This window comes from Reinekea sp. (assembly GCF_046710285.1).
Lineage (GTDB): Bacteria > Pseudomonadota > Gammaproteobacteria > Pseudomonadales > Natronospirillaceae > Reinekea.
This window is the reverse complement of sequence record NZ_JBKEGY010000024.1, coordinates 1-15,031: the sequence shown is the minus strand read 5'-3', so window position 1 is coordinate 15,031 and position 15,031 is coordinate 1. Positions and strand designations below refer to the sequence as shown.

Here is a 15,031-nt window from a genome sequence, read left to right as displayed (position 1 = left end):
TTGATAATAATAAATAAATTCGGGAGTATTGCCATGATGGAATTAATAGGTTGGATGGAAAGCACCTTTGGTGCCCATATCGACTGGAAGCAGGTTATTCTTATTGGCTTATCGCCTATTTTTGCGCTCTCTTTTCTGCTTGAGTGGCAATATATGCGTCGTCGTAAGTCGGGTGATTATATGAAACGACAATTCGCTTGGATGGATACCTTTACCAACTTGTCATTAGGCGGTGCCTACCAAGTATTTGAACTCATTGTTCATGTCTTGTTTGTGGGTACTGCGATATTTTGGTTTTGGGATCAACGTTTTTTTACCATTCCAATTAACCTTTGGACAATTTTACCGATCTTTATCGCTGTAGAGTTTTGCTACTACTGGTTTCACCGAACCAGTCACCGAGTTCGTTGGTTCTGGACGGCTCATGTCGTGCACCACACCGGTGAGCAGATGAACATGTCGACCGCCTTTCGTCAGTCTATGTTGTACCCCATCACTGGCTGGTGGTTGTTCTTTATGCCGTTAGTTTTATTGGGCGTTCACCCGGGTGTTGTATTTATTTTATATGCTGTAGATTTGGGCTATCAATTTTTCATCCACACGGAGTCGGTTGGTAAGTTACACCCTTGGCTAGAGTATATTTTTGATACACCAAGTAACCACCGGGCACATCATGGTCGCAACCCGCAATACATTGATAAAAATTATGGCGGCGTGATTATTGTCTTCGATCGTTGGTTTGGCACCTATGAAGAAGAGCAGGAGCAAGTAGATTACGGCATTGCCACCCGACAAATTAAATCACATAACCCGATTAAACTGAACTTTCAAGAATTTGTCGATATGTGGAAAGACGTACTTCGACCTGGTCCTCTAGGTCAGCGGTTAAAACATTTATGGGCTCCACCAGAGTATGTTCGGCCAACCATTGAGGCTGAAGAGGTAGAGCTGCCAAATAAATCTACTTAATTAGTGGATTAAGGTTGTTCCTTGCCTTTTGAGATCTCAATATTCTTAATTTGATTCAAAAGCCATGACTTTCGACGCCTGTATCTGGGCGTTTTATCCATTATTATGTTGTTAATTCACTTTTTGTCGAGCTGTTATGTCTGCCAAGCCACCTATTTTGCCTCCAAGCATTGGCATGTTAGCGATGCTAGCCGTGTTTGTACTGCACTTTGTCAAACCCGTTACACTGTTGTTCCCTTATCCGCTAAATTATATCGGTTTAGCATTTATTGCTTTGGGTGCGATTATTAACATTATTTCAGAGCGAGATTTACAACGATTTGGTGCGCCATTTGATGCTAATGGCCAGCCTTCTCGCATTGTTGATAAAGGGCTTTATAAATTCAGTAGAAACCCCGGTTATTTAGGTATTATATTTATTGCTGCTGGCATAACTATTTGGGTAGGTAGTTTGTCACCTTGGTTGGTGGTTGCAGTATTGCCAATAATCCTTGGTAGGCTTTATGTTTGCCATGAAGAGGATGCGCTTATGACTCGATTTGGTATAGATTACCAGCAGTATTGTCAAAAAGTACCCCGCTGGATAAGGATTTCTAAAGCCGAGTCTTAAAAATCAGTTACACTGTTAGACTTAGTTAAATGCAAATAAGGGTCTTCAGGGATGTTTCAACGAGCTCAGGCTTACTATGAACGGCTGGTGCAAGAAAAGTCGCATTGGCTTCTGTTTTGGGTATTTATTGGTCTTACATTTTTGGCTGTTCAGGCTAGGCATTTTACCTTAGATGCCTCCGCCGAAAGCTTACTGCTTGAAGATGATCAGTCACTTGAGTATTTCAGGGAAATATCAGAGCGCTATGGAGCTGGTGAGTTCCTAGTATTAACTTTTACGCCCGAAGTACCTCTATTTAGCGCATCGTCTTTAGAAATATTAACGCAATTACGTGATGAAATACGCTTGATTGGTCGTGTTGAGTCTGTTGTCAGTGTGATGGATGTCCCTCTGCTGTCAAATCCACCTGTACCCATGTCCCAGTTAGTTTCCAACATAAAAACCTTGGAGGACCCAACTGCCGATTTAGAACAAGCACAATACGAGCTCGCCAATAGCCCACTTTACGTTAACTTACTGCTTAACTTAGAAGAAAACACCACCGCACTGCAAATTAACTTCCCTTTTGATGAAACCAAGAACAATTTACTTAACATGCGCAAAAATCTGCGCGAGCAATATCAAGTTGCCCCGACTAGTCTTGATAAGCAGCAATTGAACTTAGTTGATGAACTTATTTATGAGCATAACTCTAAACAAGGTAAGTTGCTGCACAATGATATTGAAGCCATACGAGAGATAATTGAAGGGTATGAACAATACGGTGAAATCCACTTAGGCGGCGTACCAATGATCGCCGATGATATTATCCGCTTTGTAAAAAATGATTTAACCACCTTTGGTGTCGGTGTTTTCCTACTCATTATCATTACTTTAATCGTTATATTTCGCCAACCACGCTGGGTGATACTGCCGTTAGTCTGTGCCAGTGCGGTTGTCTTAGCGATGATTGGCTTACTTGGCTGGTGGCGTTGGCCGATCACAGTGATATCCAGCAATTTCATTTCGCTTCTGCTTATTTTAACTCTATCGATGAATATTCATTTGGTGGTGCGCTATCGAGAGTTATTACGTAAACATTTAGATTGGGATCAGCGCGACTTAGTAGTTATGACAATTCGCCGCATTGCGATTCCTTGTGTTTATATGGCACTGACAACCGGCGTTGCATTCGTTTCATTGATATCCAGTGGTATTCGGCCGGTGATAAATTTTGGTTGGATGATGACCGTGGGAATTACCGTCGCGTTTTTGATGACCTTTATTTTATTTCCCGCCATGCTCATGTTGATAGGCAAAGATAAAACGACAGGGGAGGGTAAGCAAAGTAATGCCTTAACTCGAACCATCGCGAAAATAACCTTGCGCAGAGGCCGACTCATCATCACCGGCACTGTGATACTGATTGCCTTTACGATTGTCGGAGCTTCTCGGCTTATTGTGGAAAATAGTTTTATTGATTATTTCGGAAAAGGAACTGAAATTTATCAAGGCATGACGGTTATTGATCAGCGCTTAGGTGGTACAACGCCTTTAGATATAATAATTGATTTTAATGGTGATCAACCGCAAGTAACTATTGAATCTGTAGCTCAGATTCCCGAATCAGCGGTAATCGATGAAACTGATGATCCGTTTTTAGACGATTTATCCGAGGACTTTCTAGACGAAGGTACTAGTGATTTTATTGACGAAGATTTTTTCTCAATGGGCAGTGAAGATATTGGCTCCTTTGAAGATGATTTTGTTGGCGATGATGATCCAGATAAATATTGGTTTACCTCAGATAAAATGAGCGCGATCAAAAAAATCCATGAATACTTAGATGCGCGTCCTGAAACAGGAAAGGTACTCAGCTTAGCCACCATGATGGATATTGCCGAAGACTTTAACGACGGTAAGCCGCTTTCGAATATCCAGTTAGCACTGCTATACGGGGTTATTCCTGAAGAGTTTCGCGCCATTGTGGTATCGCCTTATGTGTCGGTCGCGAATAATCAAGCACGTATAAACGTGCGTATTGTTGATTCGTTAGAAGGGCTAAAGCGTGACATCTTACTCAAAGAAATAGAGCGGGATATAGTTGAAGAGCTTGGCTTTAGACCAGGGCAAGTAACTTTAACAGGCATGATGGTACTGTATAACAATATGCTGCAGAGTTTGTTTTCTTCGCAAATAATGACCTTAAGTGCGGTGTTTGCCGGCATTATGCTGATGTTTCTAATTTTATTCCGAAACCTGAAATTGTCGCTCATTGCAATGGTGCCAAATTTAATTGCGGCAACAATGGTGCTAGGTGTCATGGGTTGGCTAGGCATTCCACTTGATATGATGACCATTACCATTGCCAGTATCACCATTGGTATTGCTGTTGATAACACCATTCATTACATCGTTCGATATAAACGAGAACTTTCTCGTGATGGCAGTTACGTGAATGCCTTACGCCGCAGTCATCAATCAATTGGTAAAGCAATTTTCTATACGTCCATCACAATCATAATGGGCTTTTCGATTTTAGTACTATCGAATTTCAAACCAACGATATACTTTGGCTTACTCACTGCTTTGGCCATGGCGGTTGCTTTATTAGGTTCTTTGACATTACTACCAAGGCTTATATTAATGGTGCGACCGTTTGATGTTGAAAAGCTCAAATTGGAAAGAGCCAATGAAAGCTCTGGGTCAGAGGATTAACGTAAATGCCAGAAAAGGATCTTGGGTTTGAGTATCAAATAACTAAAGAGGGTTGTGTTTTTTTTACGCACAATGGTCGAAAAGCAGGTTCAATAAGCGGAAAGGCCGGAGCGAAATTTATTGTCAAATTAGAATCGAGTGGTTTTGTTGAGCAGCAGCTGATGATGGCAAAAGCAACAGGGCATTATAAACACGGCAATGAACGGTAAGCTAAACGGTTAGAGTAATAAAAAAGGCGAGTAATTCTCGCCTTTTTTATTCGCAGAGGCTCCGAATTAATCGGATGATTCGGTTTTGATCTCGAATGCTTTCACCCGACGGTTGTCTGCCGTAGTGACGCGAATTTTTAAGTCATCTAGTTCAATGGTGTCATCACGTTTTGGAACACAACCAAAGTTATGCATAATGACGCCACCGATGGTGTCAAATTCTTCATCGCTGAATGAGGTATCGAAGTGGTCATTGAAGTCATCGATTGGCGTTAATGCTTGAACAATGTAGCCGCCATTTCCATCTTGCTCGATGTTCGCTATCGCTTCATCATCATGTTCGTCTTCGATTTCCCCGACAATCTCTTCTAGTACATCTTCGATGGTGACTAGGCCAGAAATACCACGGTATTCATCGACAACAATCGCCATATGGCTGCGATTTCGTCGGAAGTCCCTTAAGAGAACATTGACGCGTTTTGCTTCTGGAACAAAGGTTACACTACGAACGATAGATTTGAGCGCTTTTTGCATTTCCTCTTCATTGAAGTCGGCATTGAGGCCAAGGGAAAGCAAATCTTTTGCGAGCAATACGCCAATCACTTCATCATTGCTTTCCCCTAGCACAGGGAAGCGTGAGTGTCCTGAACTGACTACTTTTGCCGTCCATTCTTTAATAGTTTCATCATGCTCTAAGCTGACCATTTGGGAACGAGGAATCATGATATCTCGCACATGCAAATCAGAAACATTCATTGCACCTTGCATAATACGGAGTGAATCATCATCGAGAATCTCGTTTTGATGCGCCTCCTGTACGATGGCGAGTAGTTCTTCTCGATCTTTCGGTTCCCCGGTAAAGGCACCGCCTAAGCGTTCTAAGAACGATTTCTTTCCGGGGTTTCGACTCGTGGGTCGGTCGTCACTCATGACTTTGTTAATCCTCTTGAAGTATCTAAGTAAGGATCGGGCACACCCAATGTTGCGAGTATGTCGCGTTCCATTTGTTCCATTGTTTCGGCTTCTTCATCCTTAATATGGTCAAAACCTAAAAGATGCAAGGTGCCGTGGACCAACAAATGACACCAATGGTGCCTAATTTCTTTATTTTGTGTCTGCGCTTCTTCAATGACGATGGGTGCGCATACCACTAAATCACCTAACATATAGTCGAACGCCTCTTCAGGGACGCCCGGAGGGGCATCAAAAGGAAAGGACAGTACATTGGTTGGTTTGTCTTTGCCGCGATAGTCTCGGTTAAGCTGTTGGCTTTCAGTGCTGTCGACTATGCGAATAGAGACCGTTGCTTGGTCTTTATGGCCAGCAAGTGCCGACTGCACCCAAGTTAAGCAGTCTTGCTCATTCGGTGCGTCGAAATTTGAAGCATTTTCGAAATCAATTTCGATGGGCATTAAGATTCATCCGCCTCATAAGCATCAACTATTCGCTGCACCAAAGGGTGCCGCACAACATCGCCAGAAGCAAAGTGCGTAAAACTAATACCAGGAACGCCAGCTAGAACATCAATGGCGTGTTTAAGGCCTGATTTTTGACCTTTTTGTAAGTCAATTTGCGTTGGGTCACCGGTAATTACTGCAGTAGAACCAAAACCAATGCGCGTAAGGAACATTTTCATCTGCTCGCGCGTGGTATTTTGGCTTTCATCGAGAATAATAAAGGAGTGGCTCAAAGTACGGCCGCGCATGTAAGCCAATGGAGCTACTTCAATAATATTGCGCTCTATAAGCCGATCAACTTTTTCAAAGCCAAGCATGTCATAGAGAGCGTCATAAAGCGGACGTAAGTAAGGGTCTACTTTTTGGCTTAAATCGCCCGGTAAAAATCCAAGCTTCTCTCCGGCTTCAACAGCAGGGCGGACTAACAAAATTCGTCGCACTTCGTCTTTTAGCAGAGCTTGGACCGCGCAGGCGACGGCGATATAGGTTTTACCCGTACCCGCAGGACCGACACCAAAATTGATATCGTGATTAAGTACTGAATGCACATAGCGTTTTTGGTTGCCGCCGCGAGGGCGAACAACGAGCTTGGGCGTATGCACCACATAGAGCTTTTCTTCGTGCAAACTGCCTTCGGCTTGTTTTTGCGCCAGTAGGGCAACTTCATTAGGCTGCAAAAATAAATGAATGGTATCGGGCTCTAAGTCTTTACCGCCTTTTGTTTCGCGGTATAGGCGACGCAAAATATCAATAGAGGTCGTGAGCCGAGTTTCTTCCCCGGTGAGTTCGAATAGGTTACCACGATTGCGAATACGGACATCTAAACGGTCTTCAATTTGTTTTAAATTGTCATTCGCTAGGCCGCATAGCGACGCAAGGCGCTGTGGATTGTCTGGTTCGAGTGTAATTTGGCGTGTGATAACGCTATCGCTAGATAGCTCTTCTGTCGAAGTACTCAAAGTAGGGTGATTCCTCAAAATGGTCGAATTATTTAAGAATACCCAGCTAGGTTGTTTTGTCAAAAAGACTTTGTTGTAACCGGCTGGGCTCTAAGACGATTTGGTTATAGTCGCGCTTAAATTTCTCTTAATAGGCAGATTCAGGATTGACCAACTCGCCTTTTAGGCTGCTGGTGAAGGCTTCAGTGATTTTGACTTGGACGAACTTACCAATCAATGATATATCATCACATTTAAAGAAGGTGTTGCGGTTGTTTTCACTGCGACCATAAAGCTCGCTGCTATCTCGATCTGAAACCCCGGTCACTAGAATAACTTGCGTAGTGCCGACCATACGGCGGCCAATTTGCACGGCTTGCGAAGTAATTCGGTCTTGTAGAATTTTTAGCCGCTGTTTTTTAACGAGTTCTTCCGTGGTGTCTATTAAGTCTGCCGCAGGGGTACCTGGACGAGAGCTATAAACAAAACTAAATGAATGATCAAACCCAATGGTTTGGATTAAATTCATGGTATCTAAGAAGTTTTCTTCTGTTTCACCTGGGAAACCAATGATGAAATCAGATGAGAAGCTGATATCTGGACGGTTGGCGCGAATACGTTCCATCTTTTCAACGTATTCTGCCGCCGTATGGCCGCGTTTCATGGCGGATAATATTGGGTCAGAACCGCTTTGAACCGGCAGGTGCAAATGGCTGACTAATTCAGGGACGTCATTAAAGACATCAATGAGGCTGTCTGTGAACTCAACAGGGTGGCTGGTGGTAAACCGAATTCGATCTATGCCTTCAACTTGAGCTGTTAAAGTGATCAGTTCCGCTAAATCTGCTTCGCCGCCATCATGGCGTGGGCCACGGTAAGCATTAACGTTTTGCCCCAAAAAGTTGATTTCACGTACGCCTTGGTCTGCTAAGTGAGCAACTTCGGCAATGACGTCATCGTATGGGCGGCTCACTTCTTCGCCGCGCGTATAGGGCACGACGCAGAATGTACAGTATTTAGAGCAGCCTTCCATAATAGATACAAACGCACTCACACCGTCACTTTTAGGGGCGGGTAAATGGTCGAACTTCTCAATTTCAGGGAAAGTGATGTCGACCATAGCAATATGGTTACCGTCGGGCTTTTTCGCTGCCGCGTCGGTTGCGTCTATCATTGCCGGTAAGCGGTGTAAGGTTTGCGGACCAAAAATCATATCCACATGCGGCGCACGTTTGGCTATATTGTCGCCTTCTTGAGAAGCTACGCAGCCACCCACTCCAATTTTTAAATCAGGGTTAGCTTCTTTTAGGTGTTTCCAACGACCAAGCTGATGAAATACACGTTCTTGCGCTTTTTCACGAATCGAACAGGTGTTAAGCAAAATAACGTCTGCTTGGGTTTCGTCGTTGGTCAGCGTATAGCCGTGGCTCTCGCCCAATAGATCTACCATACGATCAGAATCGTATTCGTTCATTTGGCAGCCATGGGTTTTAATAAACAGTTTTTTGGTCATTTGCTCTTATCAGGTATTGAAAATTCAAGGCGGCGAATTATACCTGTGGTAAAGACAAATCCCAACAAGAGTCTATAAAAAACTGGTGTAAAGTGTAGACTTGCCGGTTTTTCAAAGTGAAATAAGGTTTATGAGCATTCAGAAGTCAATTTATCGAGTGGTATTCCTTAATCAAGATAAGGTTTATGAAGTTTACTGCGAATCTGTCTATCAAAGTGAGATGTATGGCTTTATTGAAATAGAAGAGCTGATCTTCGGTGAGCGCAGCCAATTGTTGGTTGACCCTAGTGAAGAAAAGCTACAGAACGAGTTTGCCGGCGTAAAACGCAGTTTCGTTCCCATGCACGCCATTATTCGCATAGACGAAGTCGAAAAAGGTGGAGTGCCGAAGATAAGCGACTCAAAAGTTAGCTCAATTACCTCGTTTCCAATGTCTCCACCTAAGAAGTCTTAAGAAAAGAAAGTGCCTAGGTTATGCCCTTAGCTTTGACAGCTCACTGCTTAGAAGGTTGCAATTGTTGAATGCGCCCTAATATTAAATTGAGTAGCATTTTAGTTTTTAATGTTAAAAATGCACTGACACGGCCGAAATCTCTCGCTGATTGAAGAACTAGTAAAGAGACTGGTGATTTAATTCCCCTAGGCTATACTGAAGTTACAAGTTATCAAGTGACAGGAGAGGTAATATGGCAGCTCTGTTAATGTTTGTAGTGTTAGCGGCCTGGATGATTGCACAATCTAAGTCAAAAGATGCATCGTTGATTCCTATTCGTATTGAAAAAGACGAAGATCAACGCCCGCGCTAAAATGGTTGATTATTGATCAATCAGCTTTATAATCCTGCGCCTAACATCAATGAGGTGCGGGTTTGTTCACTAGATTCTATGTAGTACATCTTTTAGGCCTTGCAGGCCTACTCAGTTCCTTATCTTATGCGGAAGACTCTAACTCTAGCTCTGAGTCTTTCTCGGGCCTGCCCAATATGGCAGCTATTCAAGACGTCCGTGAAAAAAAATCTACCTTTTTTAATTATCTCGAACCTATGGTCGCGCAAGTTAATCAGCGTATTGAGGGGGAGCGTGCTTGGTTGCATGTGGTCGCTCGCCAGATAGATCTTGGTTTTACACTAGAATATTGGCAAAACGCATACCTTGAAGAGCTCGGTAGTTACTACAAGGTTGATGAAGATATCGGCTCTCAAGCTTATTTCTATCAGATGTTTCAACGTGTCGATGTATTGCCTGCTTCTTTGGTGTTAGCGCAAGCCGCGAACGAAAGCGCGTGGGGAACGAGTCGTTTTGCAGTTGAAGGGCAAAATTTGTTTGGCCAATGGTGCTTTACCAAGGGCTGTGGGCTTATTCCGCAAGGCAGGGATGATTCAGAACGTCACGAAGTTAGAGTGTTTGATACTGTTTTTGACTCAATTAATGCCTATTTCCGCAATATTAATACACATCGACAGTATGTAGATTTACGAGCAATTCGCGAAGAATTACGGCATCTTAATTTAAATCTCGACAGCCAATATTTAGCTTGGGGCCTAGAGGGCTATAGTATTCGTGGTGTTCATTATATTCGTGAGTTAATCGATATGATGCAATACAACAATCTTGCTGCTTTTGATCAGTCTGCCTTTTATGCGCAATTAAATATCCGTGTGAACGATGATGCTTTAAAATAGCTTTTTTAGGTGTATTCGGCATAACATTGTCATCAATGAACCACAATTGCCGAATACGAAATAACGGAGCCCTTGATGTTTTCTGGAATAGTTCAAAATAAGACGCCACTATGCGTCGAACAAGAAAAAACTCTGCTTAAAACCTTTTCTATAGAATTAACCCCAAAGCAAGAAGACGGCTTAGTGATTGGCGCGAGTATCGCGCTTAACGGTGTGTGTCTGACTGTCACGAAAGTCGTGCAGAATCGCGCTTACTTTGATGTCATGATGGAAACGCTTCGTGCGACCAACTTAGGTCAAATAGCCTCTGGTGATTTTGTGAATACTGAGCGCGCGGCTAAGTTTGGTGATGATATCGGTGGCCATGCTATGTCGGGACATGTCGCAGCCGCGGTTGAAATAGTCGAAATAGAACAGCCTGAAAATAATTGCATTATTTGGCTCAAATTAAAGCCAGAGCAACGTAAGTATATTTTCACTAAAGGCTTTGTCGGTTTGAATGGCTGTAGTTTAACCATTGGAGAGGTACTGGAAGATCGTTTTAATGTGTATTTGATACCAGAAACACTAGCTGTTACTAATTTTGGCGAAGCCAAGGTAGGTGACTTGGTCAATATTGAATACGACGCACAAACCCAAACCATTGTTGAAACACTCGAGCGCATGCGCGACGCAGGCCAGTTATGATTGAATTTCATGCCCCAAGCCAAGACATTATTTGGCAATGCGTACCGTTCTCAGTCTTGTCAGCACAAACAGTCTATGACTTACTCGCTTTACGTATAAAAATATTCAGCGTTGAACAAAACTGCCCCTACCAAGACCCTGATGGCAAAGATAACCAGTGCTGGCATGTACTAGCGCACTTTAACGGCGAACTTGTCGCCACCGCACGAATATTGCCACCAGAGCTGTCGTATTCTGATGCTTGTTCTATTGGACGAGTAGCCTGTAGTGACACCATGCGTGGCCAAAAAGTAGGCCAACAGCTAATGCAGCGTGCAGTCGATGCCTGCGTAGAATATTTTCCAAACTACCCCATTCGAATCGGTGCCCAGCGATACTTAGAGCGCTTTTACGGTCAATTTGGCTTCGAAACACAAGGTAAACCCTACCTAGAAGACGGCATAGTCCATGTCACCATGGAAAAACCTGCTATCTCTGGCAGTTAAAGTTTCAAGTAGCCAAAGAACTAGATTTAGACAGGGGATGGTAATATTGGACATCGAAGACATGGATGTCTTCGCTGAGCTTACATGGATGTACTCGCAGCGGCCAATATTACCATCCCCTGTCTAAATCGTAGGTATGCCGTAAACGTTAGGTTGGTAAGTCATCAACCCTTTAGCGGGTTTTTTCCTGAGCATTCTCGTTAAGAATTCGGTCAACAAAATCCATGTGTTCTTGGGCAATTTGTCGCGCTTTTTCAGGTTTGTGATTGTAGATAGCTTCGAATAATGCCGTGTGTTGGCGCATGAGTCGTAAGCGGGTTTCGGGGCGTTTTTCCATGGTACCAATATTTGCGGCAACGTTCGCACGTAATAATGAAAAAAGGCTTTGCAGGCTGTGCGCTAAAATGCGGTTACCGCTGGCCTCGGCTATGGCAAGGTGAAAGCGCGCGTCGGCCAAGCCCTCCGCGGTTAAATCTTTGCGTTGATGAGCTATGCGTAATCGCTGATGCGCCTTTTCAAGAGTTCTAAGTTGTTCTTTTGTGGCTCGACTCGCCGCTAAAAATGCACTTTGTGCCTCTATGGCATAGCGGTATTCACGTAAGTCTTGATGCGCGATATCAGATTGTGCATCAAACAACATAGGCACCCTTATTGGCTCCTGTTGTTGATTGACGCAATGGCCGCTGCCTTGTTTACTGCGAATTATATTTTGAGATTTAAGCGTAGAAAGCGCTTCACGTACAGTTGCGCGGCTCACGTTTAGTTGCTCACTCAGTTGACGTTCAGACGGCAAAGCCGCATCGGCTGACCACTTATCCGTGTCGATTTGCAGTAGAATGTAATCGAGTACATACTGAGTTTTAGTCATAATTGGTCAGGCCAGTTACATAAAGTAGTCTAGTTAACGTGCTGTAGAGTGAGACTGCAAGCGGACATCGCAAAAATGACACTAAAGTATGAAGTGTAAGGCACGAAAATTTATTTCAATTTGCCGTTACACTGTTAACAACTAAAAAATAAGAGCGTTGCATGTCAATTTCTAAGTTTATCGCCGATCTCAAAAAACAGTTGCCAAGTGAGCGCTTGGTAACCGATCCAATGCGTTTATTTGCACTCGGAACTGACGCGAGCTTTTACCGATTGGTCCCCGAGCTGATCGTATACGCGAATGATGAAAAAGACATTAAAACCTTGCTGCGACTTTCTGCACAACATAAGGTTCCATTAACCTTTCGAGCGGCGGGAACTTCCTTGTCTGGGCAAGCGGTTACCGATTCAGTATTGGTCATGCTGACCGATGCTTGGGTATCTCATCGGGTAGAACCGTTAGGCGATGTTGTCCATATTCAACCCGGTGTTATTGGCGCGAACGCGAACCGTGCACTCAAACCTTATGGGCGTAAAATTGGACCAGACCCTGCTTCTATCAATGCTTGTAAAATAGGTGGCATTGTTGCGAATAATGCCAGCGGAATGTGTTGCGGAACCGCACATAACTCTTACCATACCTTGCACGGATTACGTTTGATTTTAGCCGATGGCACCTTGTTAGATACGCGTGAAGATACCAATATAGAGCGTTTTAGAATCAAGCAAAAAAAGCTGTTGTCACAGCTATCGCAACTCAGGCAGCAATTATTAAATCAACCTAAATTGGCTGAAAAAGTTCGCCATAAGTACAGATTAAAAAACACCACAGGTTATGGGCTAAATGCCTTGCTCGACTTTGAAGACCCCGTTGATATTCTGACGCACTTAATGGTGGGCTCGGAAGGTACACTCGGCTTTATCTCGGAGGTTGCTTTTAAAACCGTACCCGATTTAAAACACCGAGCTTCAACCATGATAGGCTTTGATGATTTAGGTTTGTGTGCACAAACAGTAGCGGAACTAAAAAAACTCTCCGTCGATGCTGTCGAACTGCTCGATACGCGCGCCATTCAATCAGTTAAACACATGCCAGGGTTGCCGTCTTTTACTTTGCAACTGCCTGCCGAGGGCGGTGTATTGCTGGTGGATGTGCGCGGCGAAGACGCCACAGATTTGGCCAATAATATAAGTGCGGTAGATGCGTTACTTGCATCGATACCGACTATAAAAACCACTGGGTTTACCGAAAGCGTCCATGAGATTGATCAATACTGGAAGATACGCAAAGGGACATTCCCCGCGGTAGGTGCAATGCGAGAAGTAGGTACTACCGTAATCATTGAAGACGTAGCCTTCCCTATTGAATATTTAGCGGAAGGTGTGAGCCGGTTACAAAGTTTATTCGATAAATATAATTATGACGAAGCCATTATTTTTGGTCACGCTTTAGAAGGTAATTTACATTTTGTGTTTACTCAATCATTTAAATCGCAAAGTGAAGTAGATCGCTACGACCAATTTATGAATGAAGTTGCACAAATGGTTGCCATGGAATTTGGTGGCTCATTAAAAGCTGAGCATGGTACTGGTCGCAATATGGCGCCCTTTGTTGCTTTAGAGTGGGGTGATGATGCCTACGGGTTGATGAAAAAAATTAAGACAATACTCGACCCTAATAATTTGCTTAACCCCGGCGTGATTATTAACGATGACAAAGCCGTTCACCTAAAAAATCTTAAGGCTATGCCCGCAGCTGATGAAACGGTAGATAAATGCATTGAGTGTGGTTTTTGTGAGCCTATTTGCCCAAGTAAAAATTTCACCTTAACACCGAGGCAGCGCATTACCGCTTACCGTGAACTTAAACGCATGCAAGCGAATCAAGAGCCAATATCAGCTCAGTGGCGGAAGTCATTTGATCTTCAAGCGATCGACAGTTGCGCCGCGACAGGCTTATGCGCGACCAGTTGTCCTGTTGATATCAACACCGGTGAATTGGTTTTAAAACTACGAGCGCATAACAATCATAAGTATGGCGCCTTAGCGACCACCTTATCTCGACATTATGCGGCAATCGCCAGTTTAGTTCGTGGTGGTTTATGGCTACAAAGCATTGCTCAGAGACTCGTAGGGGCACAAAGATTAGAAAGCTGGACCTCTACTCTACGCAAGTGGACTAAGCAGCGTACACCGCTTTGGTTATCGACTACGCCGAAACGAGCAGCGCCTATTTATGCGCGCAACATTGCTGCAGAACCAACCGATTTAAATACAGTGGTCTATTGGGCATCTTGTGTAACTCAATCGATGGCAGGCTCGGTAATGGACGACCGCGGAGCAATACCCGATGCCGTTAAAAGTGTCTTAGCAAAAGCTGATTTAAAAGTAGTATACCCACAACCAACTAGGGGTTTATGTTGCGGTCAGCCGTTCTTCTCAAAAGGGCATAACCAGCAAGGCAACCAAATGATGAACGAAGTGCTCGATGCACTGTGGGATGTCTCAAGTGGCGGCCGCTATCCTGTGTTGTCTGACACCAGTCCATGTTCATTGCAGTTGAAAGATGAAGCTCAAAAAAGAGGCATTCAACTGTACGACAGCACCGCTTTTATTGACCGCTTCCTTTTAAACCGCCTAAAGCTCACACCAGAAACTAAAGCCGTTGCCGTACATCTAACCTGTAGTGCGCAAAAACAAGGGCTAGAACAAAGCTTCAAACGAGTCCTGGATGCACTCGCTCCTAATTGGCTGCAACCTGAAGACATTGCATGTTGTGGCTTCGCAGGTGATAAAGGTTTTCAACTGCCAGAGCTCAATGCTTCAGCGTTAAAAACCTTAGGGGTTCAAACAAGGTCGTGCACATATGGCGTATCAACCAGCCGCACTTGTGAGATTGGTTTAAGTAAGCACAGTGG

14 protein-coding genes are annotated in these 15,031 nt (G+C 43.8%); 9 read left to right on the top strand and 5 right to left on the bottom strand.

Translation table 11 applies throughout. From position 1 onward, the window contains the following. The first annotated feature begins 33 nt into the window (after positions 1–33). The 4 genes from ACI882_RS14595 (at position 34) to ACI882_RS14580 (ending at position 4,485) form a co-directional block, all read left to right on the top strand. Entirely contained in the window at positions 34–969 is a 936-nt protein-coding gene (locus ACI882_RS14595) for a sterol desaturase family protein (protein WP_411745774.1), read from the top strand. 136 nt (positions 970–1,105) lie between these two features. After that, positions 1,106–1,579, top strand: coding sequence for a methyltransferase family protein (locus ACI882_RS14590; RefSeq protein ID WP_411745773.1), 474 nt, complete (start codon positions 1,106–1,108; stop codon positions 1,577–1,579). Positions 1,580–1,630: 51 nt separating this feature from the next. Then, positions 1,631–4,276: an efflux RND transporter permease subunit gene (locus tag ACI882_RS14585; protein WP_411745772.1), complete on the top strand. Its 2,646-nt coding sequence runs from the start codon at positions 1,631–1,633 to the stop codon at positions 4,274–4,276. 5 nt (positions 4,277–4,281) lie between these two features. Further along, positions 4,282–4,485, top strand: coding sequence for a hypothetical protein (locus ACI882_RS14580; RefSeq protein WP_411745771.1), 204 nt, complete (start codon positions 4,282–4,284; stop codon positions 4,483–4,485). A gap of 66 nt (positions 4,486–4,551) precedes the next feature. Here the strand turns inward: ACI882_RS14580 and ACI882_RS14575 are convergent, their stop codons facing one another. The 4 genes from ACI882_RS14575 to miaB all read right to left on the bottom strand — a co-directional run bounded on the left by ACI882_RS14575 (position 4,552) and on the right by miaB (position 8,393). Beyond that, on the bottom strand, positions 4,552–5,415 hold the full coding sequence (locus ACI882_RS14575; protein ID WP_411745770.1) for an HlyC/CorC family transporter: 864 nt from the start codon (positions 5,413–5,415) through the stop codon (positions 4,552–4,554). Continuing rightward, entirely contained in the window at positions 5,412–5,897 is a 486-nt protein-coding gene (gene ybeY, locus ACI882_RS14570; RefSeq protein ID WP_411746292.1) for an rRNA maturation RNase YbeY, read from the bottom strand. The genes ACI882_RS14575 and ybeY overlap by 4 nt, the downstream gene beginning before the upstream one ends. Beyond that, complete coding sequence (locus tag ACI882_RS14565; protein WP_411744042.1) at positions 5,897–6,901, bottom strand: PhoH family protein; 1,005 nt, start codon at positions 6,899–6,901, stop codon at positions 5,897–5,899. Before ACI882_RS14565 ends, ybeY begins: the two co-directional genes overlap by 1 nt. Before the next feature lie 127 nt (positions 6,902–7,028). Then, the gene (miaB, locus tag ACI882_RS14560; protein ID WP_411744043.1) at positions 7,029–8,393 is read right to left on the bottom strand and encodes a tRNA (N6-isopentenyl adenosine(37)-C2)-methylthiotransferase MiaB; all 1,365 of its coding nucleotides are present in this window, start codon (positions 8,391–8,393) and stop codon (positions 7,029–7,031) included. Positions 8,394–8,523: 130 nt separating this feature from the next. On the opposite strand from miaB, the gene ACI882_RS14555 reads away from it, so the two are divergent. The 4 genes from ACI882_RS14555 to ACI882_RS14540 all read left to right on the top strand — a co-directional run bounded on the left by ACI882_RS14555 (position 8,524) and on the right by ACI882_RS14540 (position 11,246). Then, complete coding sequence (locus ACI882_RS14555; RefSeq protein WP_411744044.1) at positions 8,524–8,847, top strand: DUF1820 family protein; 324 nt, start codon at positions 8,524–8,526, stop codon at positions 8,845–8,847. A 414-nt stretch (positions 8,848–9,261) separates the two neighbouring features. Then, the gene (locus ACI882_RS14550) at positions 9,262–10,074 is read left to right on the top strand and encodes a glucosaminidase domain-containing protein (protein WP_411744045.1); all 813 of its coding nucleotides are present in this window, start codon (positions 9,262–9,264) and stop codon (positions 10,072–10,074) included. 75 nt (positions 10,075–10,149) lie between these two features. Then, positions 10,150–10,761, top strand: coding sequence for a riboflavin synthase subunit alpha (locus tag ACI882_RS14545; RefSeq protein ID WP_411744046.1), 612 nt, complete (start codon positions 10,150–10,152; stop codon positions 10,759–10,761). Then, positions 10,758–11,246 (top strand): GNAT family N-acetyltransferase, encoded by a 489-nt coding sequence (locus ACI882_RS14540; protein ID WP_411744047.1) that lies wholly within the window; start codon positions 10,758–10,760, stop codon positions 11,244–11,246. The genes ACI882_RS14545 and ACI882_RS14540 overlap by 4 nt, the downstream gene beginning before the upstream one ends. A 172-nt stretch (positions 11,247–11,418) precedes the next feature. Here the strand turns inward: ACI882_RS14540 and ACI882_RS14535 are convergent, their stop codons facing one another. After that, the gene (locus ACI882_RS14535) at positions 11,419–12,114 is read right to left on the bottom strand and encodes a FadR/GntR family transcriptional regulator (RefSeq protein WP_411744048.1); all 696 of its coding nucleotides are present in this window, start codon (positions 12,112–12,114) and stop codon (positions 11,419–11,421) included. A 161-nt stretch (positions 12,115–12,275) separates the two neighbouring features. Here ACI882_RS14535 and ACI882_RS14530 point away from each other — a divergent pair. Next, the coding region (locus tag ACI882_RS14530; RefSeq protein ID WP_411748520.1) for an FAD-binding and (Fe-S)-binding domain-containing protein at positions 12,276–15,031 on the top strand (2,756 nt) is incomplete at its 3' end.

What these genes read in the sequence shown, in the direction of transcription:
- ACI882_RS14590 (WP_411745773.1), top strand. Translation starts at nt 1,106, where the DNA reads ATGTCTGCCAAGCCACCTATTTTGCCTCCAAGCATTGGCATGTTAGCG.
- ACI882_RS14545 (WP_411744046.1), top strand. Translation starts at nt 10,150, where the DNA reads ATGTTTTCTGGAATAGTTCAAAATAAGACGCCACTATGCGTCGAACAA.
- ybeY (WP_411746292.1), bottom strand. Translation starts at nt 5,897, where the DNA reads ATGCCCATCGAAATTGATTTCGAAAATGCTTCAAATTTCGACGCACCG.
- ACI882_RS14585 (WP_411745772.1), top strand. Translation starts at nt 1,631, where the DNA reads ATGTTTCAACGAGCTCAGGCTTACTATGAACGGCTGGTGCAAGAAAAG.
- ACI882_RS14555 (WP_411744044.1), top strand. Translation starts at nt 8,524, where the DNA reads ATGAGCATTCAGAAGTCAATTTATCGAGTGGTATTCCTTAATCAAGAT.
- ACI882_RS14595 (WP_411745774.1), top strand. Translation starts at nt 34, where the DNA reads ATGATGGAATTAATAGGTTGGATGGAAAGCACCTTTGGTGCCCATATC.
- ACI882_RS14575 (WP_411745770.1), bottom strand. Translation starts at nt 5,415, where the DNA reads ATGAGTGACGACCGACCCACGAGTCGAAACCCCGGAAAGAAATCGTTC.
- miaB (WP_411744043.1), bottom strand. Translation starts at nt 8,393, where the DNA reads ATGACCAAAAAACTGTTTATTAAAACCCATGGCTGCCAAATGAACGAA.
- ACI882_RS14580 (WP_411745771.1), top strand. Translation starts at nt 4,282, where the DNA reads ATGCCAGAAAAGGATCTTGGGTTTGAGTATCAAATAACTAAAGAGGGT.
- ACI882_RS14535 (WP_411744048.1), bottom strand. Translation starts at nt 12,114, where the DNA reads ATGACTAAAACTCAGTATGTACTCGATTACATTCTACTGCAAATCGAC.
- ACI882_RS14540 (WP_411744047.1), top strand. Translation starts at nt 10,758, where the DNA reads ATGATTGAATTTCATGCCCCAAGCCAAGACATTATTTGGCAATGCGTA.